General features: G+C 73.2%; 16 protein-coding genes. 9 read left to right on the plus strand and 7 right to left on the minus strand.

What is annotated here, in order from left to right; all coding sequences use genetic code 11:
• Positions 1-54: 54 nt before the first annotated feature.
• Positions 55-1,407 (plus strand): GAF domain-containing sensor histidine kinase, encoded by a 1,353-nt coding sequence (locus AB0J72_RS33575; RefSeq protein WP_363405614.1) that lies wholly within the window; start codon positions 55-57, stop codon positions 1,405-1,407.
• Positions 1,397-2,020, plus strand: coding sequence for a response regulator transcription factor (locus tag AB0J72_RS33580; RefSeq protein ID WP_344503074.1), 624 nt, complete (start codon positions 1,397-1,399; stop codon positions 2,018-2,020). Before AB0J72_RS33575 ends, AB0J72_RS33580 begins: the two co-directional genes overlap by 11 nt.
• Here AB0J72_RS33580 and AB0J72_RS33585 read toward each other — a convergent pair.
• The gene (locus tag AB0J72_RS33585; protein WP_363405616.1) at positions 2,017-3,549 is read right to left on the minus strand and encodes an aspartate aminotransferase family protein; all 1,533 of its coding nucleotides are present in this window, start codon (positions 3,547-3,549) and stop codon (positions 2,017-2,019) included. The two genes, AB0J72_RS33580 and AB0J72_RS33585, sit on opposite strands and share 4 nt — an antisense overlap.
• Positions 3,550-3,636: 87 nt before the next feature.
• Between AB0J72_RS33585 and AB0J72_RS33590 the strand changes: the two genes are divergently transcribed.
• Positions 3,637-4,524, plus strand: a complete 888-nt coding sequence (locus tag AB0J72_RS33590) for a LysR substrate-binding domain-containing protein (protein ID WP_363405618.1) — start codon at positions 3,637-3,639, stop codon at positions 4,522-4,524.
• Between the two features lie 125 nt (positions 4,525-4,649).
• Here the strand turns inward: AB0J72_RS33590 and AB0J72_RS33595 are convergent, their stop codons facing one another.
• From AB0J72_RS33595 to AB0J72_RS33605, 3 genes are all read right to left on the minus strand, one after another.
• On the minus strand, positions 4,650-5,471 hold the full coding sequence (locus AB0J72_RS33595) for a DUF1028 domain-containing protein (protein WP_363405620.1): 822 nt from the start codon (positions 5,469-5,471) through the stop codon (positions 4,650-4,652).
• A 150-nt stretch (positions 5,472-5,621) separates the two neighbouring features.
• On the minus strand, positions 5,622-6,176 hold the full coding sequence (locus AB0J72_RS33600; protein ID WP_344503078.1) for a hypothetical protein: 555 nt from the start codon (positions 6,174-6,176) through the stop codon (positions 5,622-5,624).
• Positions 6,173-7,000 (minus strand): TetR/AcrR family transcriptional regulator, encoded by an 828-nt coding sequence (locus AB0J72_RS33605; RefSeq protein ID WP_363405622.1) that lies wholly within the window; start codon positions 6,998-7,000, stop codon positions 6,173-6,175. The genes AB0J72_RS33600 and AB0J72_RS33605 overlap by 4 nt, the downstream gene beginning before the upstream one ends.
• A gap of 49 nt (positions 7,001-7,049) precedes the next feature.
• Here AB0J72_RS33605 and AB0J72_RS33610 point away from each other — a divergent pair, with 49 nt between their 5' ends.
• The 4 genes from AB0J72_RS33610 (at position 7,050) to AB0J72_RS33625 (ending at position 10,713) form a co-directional block, all read left to right on the plus strand.
• On the plus strand, positions 7,050-8,540 hold the full coding sequence (locus AB0J72_RS33610; protein WP_363405624.1) for an MFS transporter: 1,491 nt from the start codon (positions 7,050-7,052) through the stop codon (positions 8,538-8,540).
• 1,053 nt (positions 8,541-9,593) lie between these two features.
• Positions 9,594-10,073, plus strand: coding sequence for a phage holin family protein (locus AB0J72_RS33615; protein ID WP_363405626.1), 480 nt, complete (start codon positions 9,594-9,596; stop codon positions 10,071-10,073).
• Entirely contained in the window at positions 10,070-10,456 is a 387-nt protein-coding gene (locus AB0J72_RS33620; protein WP_363405628.1) for a DUF3618 domain-containing protein, read from the plus strand. The genes AB0J72_RS33615 and AB0J72_RS33620 overlap by 4 nt, the downstream gene beginning before the upstream one ends.
• Positions 10,453-10,713 (plus strand): DUF4235 domain-containing protein, encoded by a 261-nt coding sequence (locus AB0J72_RS33625; protein ID WP_344503084.1) that lies wholly within the window; start codon positions 10,453-10,455, stop codon positions 10,711-10,713. The genes AB0J72_RS33620 and AB0J72_RS33625 overlap by 4 nt, the downstream gene beginning before the upstream one ends.
• A 450-nt stretch (positions 10,714-11,163) precedes the next feature.
• On the opposite strand, the gene xylB is transcribed toward AB0J72_RS33625, so the two are convergent.
• From xylB to AB0J72_RS33640, 3 genes are all read right to left on the minus strand, one after another.
• Entirely contained in the window at positions 11,164-12,576 is a 1,413-nt protein-coding gene (xylB, locus tag AB0J72_RS33630; protein WP_363405630.1) for a xylulokinase, read from the minus strand.
• A 4-nt stretch (positions 12,577-12,580) separates the two neighbouring features.
• On the minus strand, positions 12,581-13,741 hold the full coding sequence (gene xylA / locus AB0J72_RS33635; protein WP_363405632.1) for a xylose isomerase: 1,161 nt from the start codon (positions 13,739-13,741) through the stop codon (positions 12,581-12,583).
• Positions 13,742-13,874: 133 nt separating this feature from the next.
• Positions 13,875-15,104, minus strand: a complete 1,230-nt coding sequence (locus AB0J72_RS33640; RefSeq protein ID WP_363405634.1) for an ROK family transcriptional regulator — start codon at positions 15,102-15,104, stop codon at positions 13,875-13,877.
• Positions 15,105-15,328: 224 nt separating this feature from the next.
• Between AB0J72_RS33640 and AB0J72_RS33645 the strand changes: the two genes are divergently transcribed.
• Both AB0J72_RS33645 and AB0J72_RS33650 read left to right on the plus strand, forming a co-directional pair.
• Positions 15,329-15,784, plus strand: a complete 456-nt coding sequence (locus tag AB0J72_RS33645; RefSeq protein WP_033359691.1) for an Rrf2 family transcriptional regulator — start codon at positions 15,329-15,331, stop codon at positions 15,782-15,784.
• Between the two features lie 49 nt (positions 15,785-15,833).
• Positions 15,834-16,058, plus strand: a complete 225-nt coding sequence (locus AB0J72_RS33650) for a hypothetical protein (RefSeq protein WP_344503089.1) — start codon at positions 15,834-15,836, stop codon at positions 16,056-16,058.
• Positions 16,059-16,063 lie beyond the last annotated feature (5 nt).

The raw sequence follows: 16,063 nt of genomic DNA on the forward strand, positions 1-16,063 counted from the left end.
CCTAGGTCCATGAGCCGAGGCGGAGAGCGCGCCGACGTCGGTACTGTCGAAGCCATGAGCACCTACGACCGCGATGAGCTCCGCGAGGTGAGCGCTGCGGTTCTCGCCGTCACCGCGCACCTGTCGGTCCGCGAGGTGCTCCAGACGATCGTCTCCGCTGCCCGCCGGCTCCTGGACGCCGAGTATGCGGCGCTCGGCATCCCCGACGGCCACGGCTCGTTCCGCGAGTTTCTCGCCGACGGGCTGTCCGACGACCAGTGGCGGGCGATCGGGCCGATCCCCCGCCACCACGGACTGCTCGGCGCGATGCTCCACGACCCGAATCCCGTCCGTTCGGCGGACATCCGCACGCATCCGCAGTTCGAGGGCTGGCCGGCCGCGCACCCGGTGATGTCCGACTTCCTCGGCATGCCGATCGTCGACGGCGACGAGATCCTCGGCGAGATCTTCCTGGCCAACAAGCGCTGCCTTCCGCGGTTCGGTGGTTTCGACGAACGCGACGAGGAGCTGCTGCGCCTGCTCGCCGCGCACGCGGCCATCGCGATCGTCAACGCGCGGCTGTATGAGCGCAGCCGCGAGCTGTCCATCGTGGAGGAGCGGCAACGGATCGCACGGGAGCTGCACGACGCGGTGACGCAGAAGCTGTTCAGCCTCCGGCTCACCACCGACGCGGCGGCCGCCCTGGTGGCCCGCGACCCGCAGCGGGCTCTCGCCGAGCTGGAAACCGTGCGCCGCCTCGCCGCGGACGCGACCGCCGAGCTCAAGTCCATCGTGGTCGGCCTGCGCCCCGCCGACCTCGACGGCGACGGACTCGCGGCGGCGCTCCAGCGGCAGGCAGAGCTGCTCGACCGGGTCCACGCCGCGAGGATCCGGTTCACCGGCGACCAGCTGCCGAAGCTGTCCGGGGAGCGTCAGGAGGCGGCGTACCGGGTCGCCCAGGAAGCCCTGCACAACGCACTGCGCCACGGCGACCCCCGCCACGTGGACATCCACCTGCGCCGCTCCGGCCGCGGCTTCGTCCTGCGCATCACGGACGACGGCACAGGCTTCGACAATGGCTCCGGCGCAGGCAGAGCACCCGGCGCAAGCAGAGCAGCCGGCGCAGGCAGTGCAACCGTGGCAGGCAGATCAGCCGGCGCGGGCGGAGCGGCCGACGCAAGCAGAGCAGCCGACACAAACAGAGCAGCCAGCGGGGGCAAAGCAGTCGGCGCTGGTGCTGATGCCGGCGCGGGGGCTGGCATGGCCAGGTCTGGCAACGGCGGCGCCGCCGCGGGAGCCGGTGCTCAGCGTCGGCTTGGGCTCGCGTCGATGCGGGAGCGGGCCCGCAGCGTGGGAGGCAGGTTGACGGTGTCGTCCGAGCCGGGGGCCGGCACGACGGTCACCATGGAGGTGCCCGGTGGCTGCTGATCCGATCAGGGTGCTTGTGGTCGACGACCATCCGGTGGTGCGGCAGGGGTTGCGGACGTTCCTCGATCTGCAGGACGACATCGTGGTGGTCGGTGAGGCGCAGGACAGCGCGTCGTGCGTTGCTGCTGCGGCTGAGACGTCGCCTGACGTGGTGCTGCTGGACCTGAAGATGCCCGGCGGTGACGGGGTCGAGGCGCTGCCTGGGCTGCGTGGGGTGAAGGTGCTCGTCATCACCAGCTTCACCGACCCGTCGGCGGTGCTGCCGGCGATACGGGCCGGGGCGGCGGGGTACGTGTACAAGGACATCGACCCGCCGGCGCTCGCCTCGGCGATCCGGGCCGTCCACGCTGGGCACGTGCTGCTGCATCCAGAGGTCGCGCGGCTGCTGGCGGACAGCGGGCCGGCGCCGGAGCTGGCGCACCTGACCGCCCGGGAGCGGGAGGTGCTCGCCGAGATGGCCCGTGGCCGGTCCAACCGGGAGATCGCTCGTGTCCTCGGGCTGGCGGAGAAGACGGTGAAGACCCACGTGAGCGCCATCCTCACGAAGCTCGGCGTACAGGACCGCACTCAGGCCGCCCTGTACGCCGTCCGCTCCGGCCTGGATGGTGCCTAATGCTGCGCGGTGTCGCCGATCGCCTGGTCCAGCATCTCCAGGCCCTGGTCGATCTCCTCGTCGGTGCTGGTCAGTGGCGGCGCGATCCGGAAGGTGCCGCCCATCCCGGGCAGCTGGACCACGTTGACGTGCAGGCCGAGCTCCAGGCAGCGCCGGGTCACGGCGGCGCCGATCCGGTCCGCGCCTGCGCCCTCGTCCTTCAGCTCGATGCCCTGCAGGAGTCCCCGCCCGCGGACGTCGGCGACGACCGGGTGGCGGCGCTGGATGTCCAGGAGCCCGTTGCGCAGGCGGGTGCCGAGGGCCGCGGCGCGGAGGTCGAGCTGGTCGCGTTCGAGGACGTCGAGGACGGTGTTGCCGACGGCGGCGACGAGCGGGTCGGAGACGTGGGTGGTGTAGAAGAGGTAGCCGCGGTCGTGGGCGCGCTCCTCGATCTCGGCGCTGGTGAGCACCGCCGCGAGGGGCAGCCCCGCGCCGAGCGTCTTGGACAGGGTGAGGATGTCGGGGACGACGCCGTCGCGTTGGAAGGCGTACCAGGTGCCGGTGCGGCACAGGCCGGTCTGCGCCTCGTCGAGGATCAGCAGCATGCCCCGCTCGCGGCACTTGCGGTGCAGCGCGGCGAAGTAGCCGAGCGGTGGTTCGATGACGCCGCCGGAGCTGAGGATCGGCTCGACGAGGCAGGCGGCGAGGCTGCCGACGGACTGGGCGTCGACGAGGTCGAAGGCGACGTCCAGCTGCCGGCGCCAGTCGTGGGAGCCGTCCGGTGTGGTGAAGTCCGGGCGGTACGCGTTCGGCGTCGGGATGGCGATGTTGCCGGGGGCGTTCGGTCCGTAGCCCTTGCGGCCGGCGCTGTACGTCGCGGCGGCGGCGGCCTGCGTCATGCCGTGCCAGGACTTGGCGAAGGAGACGATCTCGTGGCCGCCGGTGACGAGCTTCGCCATCCGGACGGCAGCCTCGTTGGCCTCGGCGCCGGTGGTCAGGAGGAGCACCTTGTCCAGGGGGCCGCCGCCGACCGGCGCGCCCGGCAGCCCCGACGCCCCGGCCGACGACCCGTCCAGCAGCGCCGAGCCCCCAGCGGGCAAACCGTCCGACAGCGCCGAGACGCCAGCAGACGAGCCGTCCGACAGCGCCGAAGCGCCAGCGGGCGAACCATTCGGCAGCACTGGGGCCCCGGCGAGCGAACCGTCCGGCCGCGCCGAGAGGCCCGCAGGCGAGCCGTCCAGCAGCGCTGAGGCGGCGGCTTTTTCGACGGAGGCGGCGAGGCGGCGGCTGAGTTCGACGACCGGGCGGGACAGCATGCCGCTGAAGAGGTGGTCGAGCGTGCCGACCTGGCGGCGCACGGTGGCGACGATGTCCGGGTGGGAGTGGCCCAGGATGGCGCTCATCTGGCCCGAGGTGAAGTCGAGGATCGGGCGGCCGTTCTCGGTGTAGACGTAGCTGCCTTCGGCTCGGTCGATGATTTCCGGCGTGAACGTTCCGCCGTACCGGATGACATGCCGCCGCACGTCCTGCCAGAAGTCGTCGTCGCTCATGGGTCGACGGTAGGCGCGTGCATTGTCAGGCTCCAGCGCATCATTCCGCACATACTGTTCGGGACCACCGGACAACAGGAGGCCGGCGTGCTGGATCCGTGGCGGTTGCGGCTGCTCACGCTGCTGGAGAGCCTGGGCACGGTGCGGGCGGTGGCCGGGGCGGCGCGGTTGAGTCCGTCGAACGTGTCCGAGCAGCTGGCCGTGCTCGAGCGGGAGGCCGGCGCCGAGCTGTTCGAGCGCGCGGGGCGCCGGTTGCGGCTCACGCCGGCGGGGGCGGCGCTGGCCCGGCACGCGCGGGTGATCCTCGACCAGATGGGCGCCGCGCACGAGGAGCTGGCCGCGTTCGACGCCGTGGAGGGTGGGCTGGCCGGACGGGTCCGGCTGGGCGCGTTCACGAGTGCGCTCAACACGTTCGTCCTCGGCGCGGTGCGGGACCTCCAGCGGGAGCATCCCCGGCTGCGGGTCACGGTGTGGGAGCTCGACCCGGCCGAGAGCGTGGCGGCCCTGCAGCGCGGCGAGTGCGACGTCGTGGTCACGGCCGACCTCGGCACCGGCGAGGCCGCGATCGTGCCGGACGTCGTCCACACTGTCCTCGCCACCGACGAGATCATGCTGGTCACGGCGGGACCGGGCCGCGGGACGGTGGACCTGGCCGACTTCGCGCGGCACCCGTGGAGCGTCGAGCTGCCGGGCACGTGGACGTTCGACCTGGTGACGACGGCCTGCCGGCGGGCGGGGTTCGAGCCCGAGATCGCGGGCTGCTTCGCCTCCTACGGCCCGCTGCTGGCGCACGTCGAGGCGGGCCTGTCGGTGACGCTGCTGCCTGAGCTCGCCGTCGATCCGCGGTACCGGGTGGCCGCGCGGCCGGTCCGCGACCCGATGCGGCGCCGGATCACCGCCGCCGTCCGGCGCAGCTCAGTGGAGCGGCCCTCGGTCGCGACGGTCGTCGACAGCCTCCGCCGCGCCGCCGCCTGACAAAGCCCGCCGCCTGACAAAGCCCTCCACCTGACAAAGCCCTCCACCTGACAAAGCCCTCCACCTGACAAAGCCCTCCACCTGACGAAGCCCTCCGCCTGACGAAGCCCTCCGTCTGACAATGCCTACGGACGGGAAGGGGCAGCGGCGCGCAGGTGGGCCAGGACGAGCGGGTCGATGGCGTCGTCGACGAGGCGCTCCTCCAGGTTCTCCACGCCGGCCCAGCCGGCCAGGTCGGCGAAGCCCAGCGCCGCCAGCCGCTCCGCCACCTCGGCGGCCAGCTCGCCCGTCAGCGGCAGCAGCGTCGCCGGGTCCGGCTTCTGGAAGTACAGCTCCCACAGGTCGATCAGGGTGCCCAGCCGCGTGACCGGGTCGGGGTCGTCGTCGACGCGCAGGTCGACCTCGACGTCGCTGAGGCCGCCGTACCCGGCACCGCGCCGGACGACGAACAGCGCCGCGCTCTGCCGGCCGCGGCTGTCGCCACCGGCCCGGTCCCCCGCGGCGAGCGCCGCGTGCAGCCGCCGGGCGAGCGGGGCGGCCGGGTCGGCGAGCCAGGCGGCCTCCATGTCGCGGACGACGTCGGCGCCGGTGAGGATGTTGCCCTGGATCGCGTACCCGTCGCCGGCCACGCCGCCGGCCCACGGGAAGCACTCGTCGCCGGTGAACGTGGCCCCGTCCCCGGCCCGGCCGACCACTCCGAGCTGCCGGGACGCGCGGCCCGGGTCGGCGGCGGTGAGCCCGGCGACGGTGTCGGCGGCCGTCGTGCCGGTGCCGAGCAGGGCCAGGCCCTGGACGCGGTACGCCAGGTTCGCGAACGACTGCGTGGCCAGCGCCCCGACGTCGGCCTGGGCGGCGGGGACGGCCGCGCCGACGGCGAGGAATTTGCTGGCCACGGCGACACCGAGGGACTGCCCGTCAGCGGACCGCCCGACGATCGAGAACGTCATGGCGCACACCGTAACGGAACCGGCGTGGCACGGGCCCGACCGCACCTCGAACGGCCCCGCGACCGGAGGGATAGCCGCCCCGACCACCACGAACCGCCGTACATGCGGAAAAACCGCAAGCAGAACGGCGTGGCGGTCCGCAGCACCACCTCAGGTCGGCAGCGCGCCCGGCGGCTGGGAGAGGCAGACGAAGGGGCCCCGCACCCCGGCGCTGAAGCGCTCCGCCGCCCGCAGCGCCACCTCGACCCGCCGCTGCGGCGCCATCCGGGAGCCGGCGGTCGCGAAGAGCGCCCCGAGGGCGATCTCGTCGCCGACGCCCACCGCCGCGTACCCGTCGGCGGCCTCGGCGACCTGGTAGTCGTCGTGGACGGTGAACAGCCGCCCCTTCACGCCGACGAGGAAGGTGCCGCCCTCCTCGCGCTCGCTGTCCCGGCGGGCCCATCCGCCGGCCTTCAGCGCCTCGCGGACGGAGTCGATGAAGCGCGTCGCCATGAACCGCTCGATGTCGCCGACTGGTTTCGGCGGCTTCAGCGCGTACCGGATGAGCTGCCCCATCCGGAACGAGGTGGTGAACCCGAAGAGGTAGCCGTTGTTGTGGAACACCTTGCTGTCGGCGCGGACGGTGAGGCTCCACCCCGAAGCGCCCGCGCTGTCGCCGCCGATGTACACGGTGCCCGAGTGCACCAGCCCAACGATCGCCGTCATTTCCCGCCCCCGCCCACGAAACCCGACACCCGAGACGACTCAACCACACGCCCGGTGGCGTGCCGCGCGAGGCCGTCCACCATGAGGTCGATCGCGAACGCGAACCGCTCGTCGCCGCTCCCCTCGGTCATCGCCGGCGCCATCGCGACCAGGTTGGGGAAGCGGTCCACCGGCAGTGACGCGTAGTAGTCCCGGATCTGCGCGAGGTACGGCGCGGCGTCCGCCTCCGACTGCCGGCCGTGGCTGACGTGGATCGAGGTCTCGACGGCGTCGGCGACGATCACCAGCGACATCTGGTCCATGCCCCACGCGGCGACCTTGTCTGGGATGCCGGCGCCGCGGAGGACGGCGAGCATCGCCTCGGTGTAACGCAACGAGTTGGGCCCCACGGGGATGTTGGCCCGGGCGACCTTGACGAGGTCGCGGTGGGCGAGGAACACCGCCCGGCTGTCCCAGCAGCTGCGCTTCACGATCGCCGCCCAGTCGCCGGACGCGTCGAGCACCGGCAGCGGGATCTCGCCGACGACCCGGTCGAGCAGCTGCTCCAGCAGCTCATCCTTGTTGGCGAAATACGCATACAGGGAGGCCGGTCCGGTCCCGAGATCCTGCGCCACCCGCCGCATGCTCAGCGCGTCGAGCCCGTCCCGGTCGACGAGCCGCAGCGCGGTCTCGATCACCGCCTCCGCGCTCAGCGGCTGCCGCGCCGCGGGCGCCTTCCGCCGGGTCCGCCAGGGCGGCGCCGGCACCGCCGATCCGTGCAGAGCGCTGGTCTCCACCACGACGCTGGACGAGGGCACGGCACTGGAATCGGGGACGGATGGCACCCACCAATCCTACTTGACACGAACAGTGTTCGCGAGTAGAACGGTGTTCGTGAACAACGAACAGCGTTCGAAGACGTATCGCTGGCGCTGGGCAGTCCTCGCCGTGGTCCTTGCCGCCGAGGTCATGGACCTGCTCGACGCCACGATCATCGCCATCGCCGGCCCGTCCATCCGCACCGATCTGGTGGGCCCCGAGGGCGGCACCGCCTTCCTGCAGTGGCTCGCCGCCGGCTACACCCTCGCGTTCGCCGTCGGCCTGGTCACCGGCGGCCGGCTCGGCGACATCTTCGGCCGCCGCCGCATGTTCCTCGCCGGTGCCGCCGGGTTCACCCTGATGTCGCTGCTGTGCGCCATCGCGCCCGGCCCGGCGTCGCTCGTGGTGTGCAGGATCCTGCAGGGCCTCGCCGGCGCCGTCCTCATCCCGCAGGGCCTGGGCCTGATCAAGGCGGCGTTCCCGCCGGAGCAGATCGGCGCGGCGTTCGGCGCGTTCGGCCCCGTGATGGGCCTGTCCGCGGTCTGCGGCCCGATCCTCGCCGGCGTCCTCGTCGACGCCGACCTGTTCGGCACCGGCTGGCGGATGATCTTCCTCATCAACCTGCCCGTCGGCGTCGCGGCGCTGATCGGCGCCTGGCTGGTGCTGCCGCGGCCCACCCCCGGCGACGAGGCGAAGCTCCGGCTCGACCTGACCGGCACGGTCCTGCTCAGCGCGTCCTTACTGCTGCTCGTCTTCCCGCTGGTGCAGGGACGCGAGCTCGGCTGGCCCTGGTGGGCGTGGGCGATGATGGCGCTGGCAGTTCCCATGTTCTGGGTGTTTCAGCGGTACCAGCAGCGCCTGCACCGCGAGGGACGCAGCCCGCTCATCGAGCCCAGTCTGCTGGCCAAGCAACGGTTCACGGCCGGCCTGCTCGTCGGCCTGATCTTCTTCGCCGGCCTGATGGGCCTCACCCTCATCCTCAGCATCTACCTGCAGCTGGGCCTCGGCTTCTCGCCGCTGCGCGCGGGCCTCACCCAGTCGCCGTGGGCGTTCGGCATGGCCGTCGGCGCGGTGGCGGGGCACGTGCTCAGCGCCAAGCTCGGCGGCCGGCGGCTCCTGGTCGGCGGCACCGCCGTGCTGGCCGCGGGGGTGGTCGCGCTGCTGGTCACCCTGACGGTCGCCGACGGTCCGGTGTCGTCCGTGGCACTGCTGCCTTCACTGCTGGTGCTGGGCGTCGGCATGGGCTGCTCGATGGCGCCGTACTTCGACATCGTCCTGGCCGCCGTCGACGAGCACGAGGTCGGTTCGGCGTCCGGCACCCTGACCGCCGCCCAGCAGGTCGGCGGCGCGATCGGCGTGGCCGCGCTCGGCACGGCGTTCTTCGCCTGGGCGGGCAGCGACTTCGACTCGGGGCTGCGGCAGGTGCTGTGGCTGGAGCTCGGCCTGCTGGCGCTCGCCGCGGGCCTGTCGTTCCTCCTGCCCGCCCGCGCCCGGCCCGAGACCCCTGACCACATCCAGCCCGAGACGCCAGCCCCCGCCCGATCCGAGGCGCCTGCCCACACCTAGCCCGCCCCGCCCGCACCCGACCGGAGGCGCCTGCCCGCACCCAGCGCGGGCGGGCCGCCCTCACCTGGTCCGGGGCGCCCGCCCACGCCCGGTCTGAGCGGTCTGCCCACGGCCGGCCAGCGTCCGGAGGGGCGGCGCGGCGGCCTCGGACAGAGGTTTCCTCGCCCGGTCCGGCAATGGGCAGAGGTGGCGTGACGTGCGTTGACCCGGGCGTTCACGAGGAGATCAGGGCTGCGGCAGGTGCTGTGGTTGGAGCTCGGGCTCCTGGCACTTGCCGCGGACCTGTCGTTCCTCCTGCCCGCCCGTGTGCCCCGGCCCGAGACGCCGGACCACGCGCCCGATCCGAGGAGCTGGCCCACACCTAGCCGGAGGGGCCAGCTGACCCAGGACATCGGCGGCGGGCAGGGGCCCACACTGAGCCTGAGGCGCCTGCCCACGCCCGGCCCGAGGCACCCGTCCACACCAGGCCCGGGTCTGGGGGCGGCGCGGCGGCCTCGGACTGCGGCTCCTCGCCCAGGCCGGGAGGCGGGCGCGGACATGGCGTGACGTGGGTTAGCCCCAACGTTCACGGGAAGTCGGGGCTGTGGCTGAAAGCTCGGACTGCTGGCACTCGCCGCAGGCCTGTCGTTCCTTCTGCCCGCCCGCGCCCAGCCCGAGACACCGGACCACGCCCGCCCGGCCCGAGACACCAGACCACACCCAGCTCGAGGCGCTCATCCACGCCGGAGGCGCCGGCTGACTCAGGGCATCGGCGGCGGGCAGGGCCCCACTTAGCCGGAGGCGCCGGCCCACGCCCACATCCGGCCCGAGGCGCCGGCGTACACCCGACCAGAGGCGCATGCCCTCACCCAGCCCGAGCGGCTTGCTCCCACCTGGTCTCCGAGGCGCCCGCCCGCGCACGGTCTGAGTGGCCTGCACGCGTCCGGAGGGGCGGTGCGGCAGGCTCGGACAGGGGGGCATCGCCCGGTCGGGGAGGCGGTGTGGAGGTGGCGTGACGTGGGTTAACCCGGGCGTTCCCGGGGAAACACGTACATGCGGGCGAGAGGAGAAGCCATGACGTACACCGTGAACGACCGGCCGGCCACCGCGCCGCGCGTGCAACCCCCGGCCATCGCGGGGACTGCCACCTCGGGAACGGACCACCGCTCGACGGCGGACCTGGTGAAGCTTGCCGCCGAACAGATCTCCACGCTGGTGCGGGACGAGCTGAAGCTGGCCCAGGTCGAGCTGGCGCAGAAGGGCAAGCGGGCCGGGATGGGTGTGGGCATGTTCGGCGGAGCCGGCCTCGTCGCGCTCTACGGCGTGGGTGCCGTCCTCGCCGCCGTCATCATCGCTCTCGCCGCGGTCATTCCGGCGTGGCTGTCGGCCCTGCTGGTCGGTGTGGTCCTGCTGGCCGTCGCCGGGGTCCTCGCGCTGCTCGGCAAGTCGCAGGTGAGCAAGGCCGGGTCGCCGGTGCCGCAGGACGCGGTCGCCAGCGTCAAGGCTGACATCGACACGATCACGCACTCCGTGAAGAACGGGGGGCACCGATGACCGCCACGCACTCGAAGAACAGTCACAACGGGCACGCCCCCACCGATCCCGAGGCGCTTCGGCAGGAGATCGCCCGGACCCGGGCGGGGCTGGGTGAGACCGTCGAGGCCCTCGCGGCCAAGGCCGACGTGAAGGCCCGCGCGCAGGACGCCGTCTCCACCTCCGTGAACGCGGCGAAGCTGCGGATGCGGGAGGGTGTGGAGCAGGTCGCGGTCAACGCCGCGTACGCCAGTCGCGAGCTGCGGACCAACCCTCGCCTGACGCTGGAGCTCACGCTGCAGCGGATGGTCCAGTCGGTCCGGGACCGCCCCGCGCCGTGGGTGGTGGCATCCGGGCTGCTCATCCTGGCCGCGCTGGTCGGTTACCGGAAGGGGAACGAGTGAACAAGGTCCTGTACAAGCCGTTCAGCATCGCGTTCAGCGTGGCCGGCGGCGTCGCGGCGGGGATCGTGTTCAAGCAGATCTGGAAGCGGCTCTCCGGTGAGGACGAGGCACCGCAGGCGACCTCGCGGGACTACGGCTGGGGCGAGGTGCTCGCCGCGGCCGCGCTGCAGGGCGCGATCTTCGCCGTCGTGAAGGCCGCGATCGACCGCGGCGGCGCGGCGGGCGTACGGCGCCTCACCGGCGACTGGCCCGACTGAACCGCCGACCGGCCCGACTGAACCGCCGACCGGCCCGACTGAACCGCCGACCGAACCGGCGACCGGCCAGATCAAGAGGCAGGCGTGAGAAGGGTCTCCCCGAGCGGGGCGGCCCTTCTTCGTGTCCACCGCCCGGAGGACACGAAGAGGCCGGCAACGCACGCACTCCCGTCCTCGAACCGTCCCGCGCAACACGAGCGGCCCAGAGTCTGTCCTGCAAGCGTGATCCAGCGCCGGCACCGCACGAGGGAGCGGGACCGGCGCGCGGGAGTCCGGTGCCGGGCCGTTCGGGCGGACGGTCCGGCACCGGAACCCCAGACACGCGGCACAGGGGCCCGGCCAGACGCGCGGCAGGCACCACCGTTGACGCGGCTCGGGCCGGGACGCCCCAACAGTGTCCCGGCCCGCCTCCCGTCAGGTGCCTCACCAAACACCCGCGGGCAGTACCACTTACCGCAGCAGCGCCTGAGCCCGGTCCCGGACGTCGGCGTACACCTTCCGGGTCTCCGCCGACTGCGGCGCCGGTGCATCGGCCGAGGCCGCTCCCGGAACGCGCCAGGCGGGCGGCTCCGCGCCCCCGTCCAGCACCCACGCCGCCTGCCGGGCGGCGCCCAGCGCGACGTACTCCCCCGGATCCGGCACGCCGACCGGCACCCCGAAGAGCGCGGGGGCGACCTCCCGTACCGCCGCCGACGCCGCAGCGCCGCCGATGAGCAGGACCCGCTCCACCGGCACGCCCAGGGCGCGCACCGCGTCGATGCCGTCGGCGAGCCCGCAGAGCATCCCCTCGACCGCGGCCCGGGCCAGGTTCGCCGGGGTCGCGTTGCCGCGGGTGATGCCGTTGAGCAGGCCACGGGCGTCGGGCAGGTTCGGGGTGCGCTCGCCGTCGAGGTAGGGCAGCAGCGTCAGCCCGCCCGCCCCCGGCGCCGCCGACAGGGCCAGCCGGTCCAATGTGGACAGGTCGACCCCGAGCAGCGCGGCGGCGGTCGACAGGACCCGGGCCGCGTTGAGGGTCGCGACGAGCGGCAGGTGCCTGCCGGTCGCGTCGGCGAACCCGGCGACCGTCCCGCTGACGTCGGTGACCGGCCGCTCCGACACCCCGAAGACGGTGCCCGAGGTGCCGAGCGACACGACCACGTCGCCCGGGCGCAGTCCGAGCCCGAGCGCCGCGGCCATGTTGTCGCCGGTGCCCGGCGCAAGAAGAGCACCGGCGACCGTCTCACCCACCACCTCGGCCGGCCCGGCGACCCGCGGCACGGCCAGTTCCCGGCCGAACGCGAGTTGCAGGAGCCGCATCTGGTACGAACCGTCCGCCGGCGACCAGTACCCCGTCCCGGACGCGTCGCCGCGGTCGGTCGTCGGGCTGCCCGCACCGCGGTCGGCGCGCAGCAGGTCGGTGATCCAGTCGTGCGGCAGCAGGACGCTCGCCGCGCGGGCGGCGTTGTCCGGCTCGTGCTCGGCGACCCACCGCAGCTTCGTCACGGTGAAGCTGGCGACCGGCACGAGCCCCGTCGCGGCGGCCCAGTCGGCGGCCCCGCCGGGCAGCTCGGCGATCAGGTCGGTGGCGGCCGCGGCGGACCTGGTGTCGTTCCACAGCAAGGCGTCGCGGACGACGGCGCCGGCCTCGTCGAGCAGCACCATGCCGTGCTGCTGCCCGCCGACGCCGATCGCCTTGACGTCGTCGAGGAGCCCGTCGCCGGTCGCCTCGCCGAACGCCCGCCACCAGTGGGCCGGGTCGACCTCGGTCGCGTCGGGGTGCCCGGCGCGACCTTCCCGCACGACCTCACCGGTGTCGGCGTCGCAGACGAGCACCTTCGTCGACTGCGTTGACGTGTCGACGCCGGCCACGAGACGCCGGGTCATGCCGTCATGACCTGACGCCGAGCAGGTGCTCCATCGCCAGCTGGTCCAGGTGCTCGAACGCGCTGCCGCGGGCGGCGAGCTTGTCGACGTCGAACTCCTCGGCCCGCAGCGACTCGATCGTCTCGCCCTCGCCGAGGGTCGGCTCGTAGAGCTCGTTGACCCGCGCCGCCTCGAGCGCCGCCGCGACCTCCGGGTCCGCCCGGAACGACGCGACCCGCTCCTTGAGGATCAGGTAGTTGCGCATGCAGGCCCGCGCGGTCTCCCACACGCCGTCGTAGTCCTCGGTGCGCGGGGGCTTGTAGTCGAAGTGGCGGTAACCGGTGTAGCCGCCGGTCTCCAGCACGTCGACGGTCCAGAACGCGCCGCGCAGGTTGCCGGCGCCGAAGCGCAGGTCCTGGTCGAAGCGGGGACCGTGCTGGCCGTTGAGGTCGATGTGGAAGAGCTTGCCGTGCCAGAGCGCCTGGGCGATGCCGTGGGCGAAGTTGAGCCCGGCCATCTCCTCGTGCCCGACCTCGGGGTTGAGGCCCACCCGGTCCGGCTCGTCGAGCGTGGAGATCAGCGCGAGGGCGTGGCCGATCGTCGGCAGCAGGATGTCGCCGCGGGGCTCGTTGGGCTTCGGCTCGAGGGCGAAGCGGATGTCGTAGCCCTGGTCGCGCACGTACGCGCACAGGAGGTTGAGCCCTTCGCGGTACCGGTCGAGCGCCGCCGACACGTCCTTGGCCCCGCCGGACTCGGCGCCCTCGCGGCCGCCCCACAGCACGTAGGTCTCGGCGCCGAGCTCGGCCGCGAGGTCGATGTTGCGCAGCACCTTCTTGATCGCGAACCGACGGACCGCGCGGTCGTTGGACGTGAACCCGCCGTCCTTGAAGATCGGGTGGCTGAAGAGGTTCGTGGTGACCATCTCGACCCGGATGCCGGTCGCCTTGAGCGCGTCCTTGAACCGGCCGATCAGGTGGTCGCGGGTCGCGTCGTCGCTGCCGAACGGGAACAGGTCGTCGTCGTGGAACGTGACGGCCGCGGCGCCGAGGTCGGACAGGCGGTGCACGGCCTCGACCGAGTCGAGCGGCGCCCGGGTCGGCCCGCCGAAGACGTCCTGCGCCTGCCAGCCGACGGTCCACAGCCCGAACGAGAACTTGTCGTCACGGCTGGGCTGGTAATCGTTCATTCGCTACCTCTTAGCGGGGGTGTTCGTTGGCGGACGCCTTGCACCCTACGCCGCCGGACGGGGTTAGTTCAATAACAGAACTAACCTGTTTCAGACCTCTCCCACTATCCCTTTTTTCGGGGTTTACTGCGTTTCAGGCCCGAAAGACGACTCTGTAGTACGTCTCCGAGTGCTGCAACGCGAGCAGCACCGCGCCCCGCACCTCGGCGTCCGGGCCCAGCACCGAGGCGCGGATCTCGACGCCGCGCAGCGCCGGCGCCAGGGCGTGCCGGGCCACCGCGGCCCGCAGGGGGTCCAGCAGCAGGTCCCCGATCGGGGCGAGACCGCCGCCGACCACGACGACCGCCGGGTTGTACGCGTTGATCAGCCACGACGCGGCCAGGCCCAGGTGCGCGCCGACCTCGGCGATCACCGACGCGGCCAGGGCGTCGCCCGCGCGGGCCGCCGCGGTCACGTCGCGCGCGTCGAACGCCTCCAGGTCCGCCAGGCTCGACGTCGCGCCGTCCTTCAGCGCCCGCCGCACGGCCCGGACGATCGCCGGGCCGGACGCGACCGTCTCCAGGCAGCCGACATTGCCGCAGTTGCAGGGCTCCTCGTTGCCGGGGACGGCGTTGTGGCCGATCTCGCCGGCCGTGCCGCCGACGCCGTGGAACACCCGGCCGTCGGACAGGACGCCGGCGGAGAGGCCGGTGCCCGCGTACAGCAGCGCCAGATCGCCGACGCGGCCGCCGGCACCCTCCAGGTTCTCGGCGACGGCGGCGGCCTGTCCCGCGTTGTGCACGTAGACAGGGGCGCCGAGCTCGGCGGCGAGGATGTCCCGGACCGGCACGTCACGCCAGCCGAGGTTGGGCGCGAGCAGGCAGACGCCGGTGTGGAAGTCGGTGAGCCCGGGCAGCACCGCGCCGACCGCCGCCAGCCGGGCCGACGGCAGCGCCGTGCTCTCGATCGCGGCGCGCGCCTCGGCCGCCACCATCCGCAGCGCGTCCGCGGGCGCCACCCCGCCTCCTGTCGCGGTTGCGGCGTCGGTACCGGCCGCGAGCGCCGTCGGAGTGGGGAACTCCCGCCGGGCGATCTCCTCCCCCGCGGCGTCGCCGATCGCGACCGTGGTGCGCCGGGCGCCGATGTGGGCGCCGACCACCAACTGGGAGCGGGCGTTGAACTCCAGCAGGATCGGCGGGCGCCCGCCGCTCACCGCGGTCGACCCCGGCCCGATCTCGCGGACCAGCCCGTCGGCGATGAGCTCGTCGACGATCGCCGACACCGTCGGCTTCGCGAGGGTCGTCGACCTGGCGATGCTCGCGCGGGAGACCGGCCCGCCCTCCTTGACCAGCGCCAGCACCAGCGAACGGTTGACCTCGCGCATCACGTTGTGATCGGCACCGCGGCGGGGCTCGGGTGAGCGCTCACCCACACGTTCGTCTGGTCGCATAATCCGACAACGCTACCCCGGCGATCACCCGGAGGCGCGCACCCTACATTGGTATCGGACATTCCCCACCGGCTAGCTCCACAAAGCTGGCCCCGCGGCAGGCTCCGACGGCCCGTCGCGGGCACGGCGACACTCTCTGCGGGAAGGCAGTCTCAGTCATGCACATCTCGGCACGCGGCGACTACGCGGTGCGCGCCTCGCTCGGTCTGGCGGCCGCCTACCCCGCGGTCGTCTCGGCCGCCGGCCTCGCCGACGAACAGGAGATGCCCCGAAAGTTTCTCGAGGCCGTCCTCGGGGACCTGCGCCGGGCCGGGCTCGTCCGCGGCCAGCGCGGCGTCGACGGCGGGTACGTGCTGACCCGCCAGCCATCGGAGATCATGGTCGGCGACGTGCTCCGCGCCGTCGACGGCCCCCTGGCCGAGGTCCGCGGCGTGCGCCCCGAGGAGGCCATGTACTCGGGCACCGCCGAGCACCTGCAGCAGCTGTGGGTCGCGGTCCGCGCCGCCGTCCGCAACGTACTCGACGAGGTCAGCCTCGCCGACGTCGTCCGCGGCCGGATGCCCGCCCACGTCAGGCGGCTCACCACCCCGCCGCAGGCCTGGCAGCCGCGCTGAAACTCCTGAACCGGGGGTGAGCCGCGGGTTCCCGCCCTACGCTCAGGTCATGTCTAAGGCGCACGACCCCTACCTGCAGGCGGCCGAGGGCTTCCTGCACGCCATCCGCGACGAGCTGGACATGGCCGACGACCTGAAGATGGACCGGACGCTGCAGGTCACGCAGACCTACGCGCTGGTGAGCATCGCCCGCTCGCTGAACGTCCTCAGCGACCAGGCCGACACCGCCGACGACTCCCCGCTCGCCATGGCGGGCAACCTCATCAGCCGCTGACCCGC

Source organism: Dactylosporangium sp. NPDC049742, assembly GCF_040674675.1.
Taxonomy (GTDB): Bacteria; Actinomycetota; Actinomycetes; order Mycobacteriales; family Micromonosporaceae; genus Dactylosporangium; species Dactylosporangium maewongense.